At 66.5% G+C, this 1,952-nt stretch carries 1 protein-coding gene; it reads left to right on the top strand.

The genetic code is table 11. The features are described 5' to 3' along the window. Window positions 1-328: 328 nt before the first annotated feature. A partial coding sequence (locus ES689_RS15445; protein ID WP_146906471.1) for a hypothetical protein occupies window positions 329-1,952 on the top strand: 1,624 nt, incomplete at its 3' end.

The raw sequence follows: 1,952 nt of genomic DNA, 5'->3' as shown, positions 1-1,952 counted from the left end.
GCACGTCGACCTGGCAGCTCGAGTTCATCCAGGACAAGGGCACCGCGAACGAGCACAAGGCGACGGTCTACAACTTCGCCCCCCGGCCCTGACCCTCGACACACCTCCTCCGGCCCCCGTGGTGAAGCTCACGCTCCACCACGGGGGCCACGTCATCTCGTGCAGGCCGTGCAGCGTCGCGAGCCGGACGGGGGAGGCCTCATCTTTCTCCCCCTCCTTCACTCACCCTGCGTCATGTGGTTGCGAATCGGGTGTATCCGATGCAGTATTTGAGTCTTGTCATCGATGCCCAAAATATCACCGGGCCGATCAGAAAGACGGAGAACTCATGAGAACTGCCAAGACAGGGGCCGCTTTCGGCCTCGCCGCACTGACGCTCGCGTCATCCCTCTCCCTCGGAACGGCGGCACAGGCCGCACCCGCCGAAGCACCCGACACGTCGACCGAGTCGAAGCAGCCACGTGACGGGGACACGTACCCGGCCCCCTACGGCCTCAGCGCGCAGACCGATGCCTCCGGCACGACGAAGTTCTTCGTCTACGGCGTCAAAGACGCCTACATGGTCATCTACGGAGCCGAAGATTCGGGATGGCCCCGTGGCGGGGTCTGCAGCAACGCAGGCAACAACGGCGATCAGGGCGTGGGCAAGTACTGCTCTGTCGACCTGTGGAAGACGTACCGCCCGGGCTCGACCGTCAGGTTCTACGCACAGCAGGGGTACTTCAACGACTTCAGCCCGAAGAGCGGGTACATCTCGGTCCAGATCCCCTACGGCCCGGTGGGCGCCAGCCTCGTTGAACTCGACAAGGCGCTGGGCACCGCGGAGATCTCCGGCCATGCCCGACCAGGCGCCTCCGTCATCATCGACGGCTACGACAAGGACATCGTCGCAGAGGCCGACGGGACGTGGACGGCCACGGTGCCCGGCATGAAGATCGGCGCCAACGAGATCACCTTCGAGGAGTGGCTGGACGGCGCCAAGCAGTCCGACGGCTCGCTCGCGGTGCAGTTCGACATCCACGTGCTCGAGGCCGCAGGCGCGTTCGAGGCCGACATCGACGAGAAGGCCACGATCTTCGGCACCGCCGAGCCGGGCGCCGTCGTCCACGTCGCCGACGGTGCGCAGCACGAGGAGACCGTCGACGCCAACGGTGACGGGGGGTGGACGCTCGGGATCGCCGCCCCGGGGGCCGGCGCGCAGACGTTCACGGTCACCCAGCAGGTCTACGGCCAGACGAGCCTGCCACAGGAAGTCACGCTCGACTACGGCTCGGCGGTCACCATCACGAGCCCTGCCGACGGCGACGAAGTCGAAGGCGACTTCACCCTCCGCGGCAAGACCACCAAGGGCAACCGCCTCAGCGTCTACGAGGGCAAGGTCTTCAAGGGCGAGATCCCGGACGACCAGATCCTCGCCAACGGCACCTGGTCGTACGCGATCGAGGCCGTGGACGGTCGCCAGCACAGCTACACCGTCAAGCAGCTCTCGAAGGGCAACCTGACGACGACGCAGTCGATCACGGTCAACCCCTCCGACCAGGGATCCGCCGACGTCGTCGTGACCAACCCCGCGGATCCGGCGAAGGGCTACGCTCCCGGCACCGCGTTCACCTTCACCGGCACCGGCGAACCCCGCAAGACGATCACCGTGCAGAACAAGTTCGGCACGGTCCTCGGCACCGACGTCGTGCAGGCCGACGGCACGTGGAAGTGGACCCGCACGAACATGGGGACCTCGATCTGGCAGCTCGAGTTCGTCCAGGACAAGGGAACGGCCGACGAGAAGAAGGCCACGGTCTACGACTTCAAGCCCAACGCCGCCCCCGCACCGGTCGTGACCGTCACCAACCCGGTCAACCCGGCCGACGGCTACCCGGCGCAGACCTCGTTCACCTTCACCGGCACCGCGACCGCGGGCAAGACGATCACCGTGCAGAACGTGTTCGGCACCG

The organism is Frigoribacterium sp. ACAM 257, assembly GCF_007954365.1.
GTDB lineage: Bacteria > Actinomycetota > Actinomycetes > Actinomycetales > Microbacteriaceae > Frigoribacterium.
The sequence above is the reverse complement of the archived record's forward strand: the minus strand, read 5'-3'. Positions and strand labels throughout refer to the sequence as shown.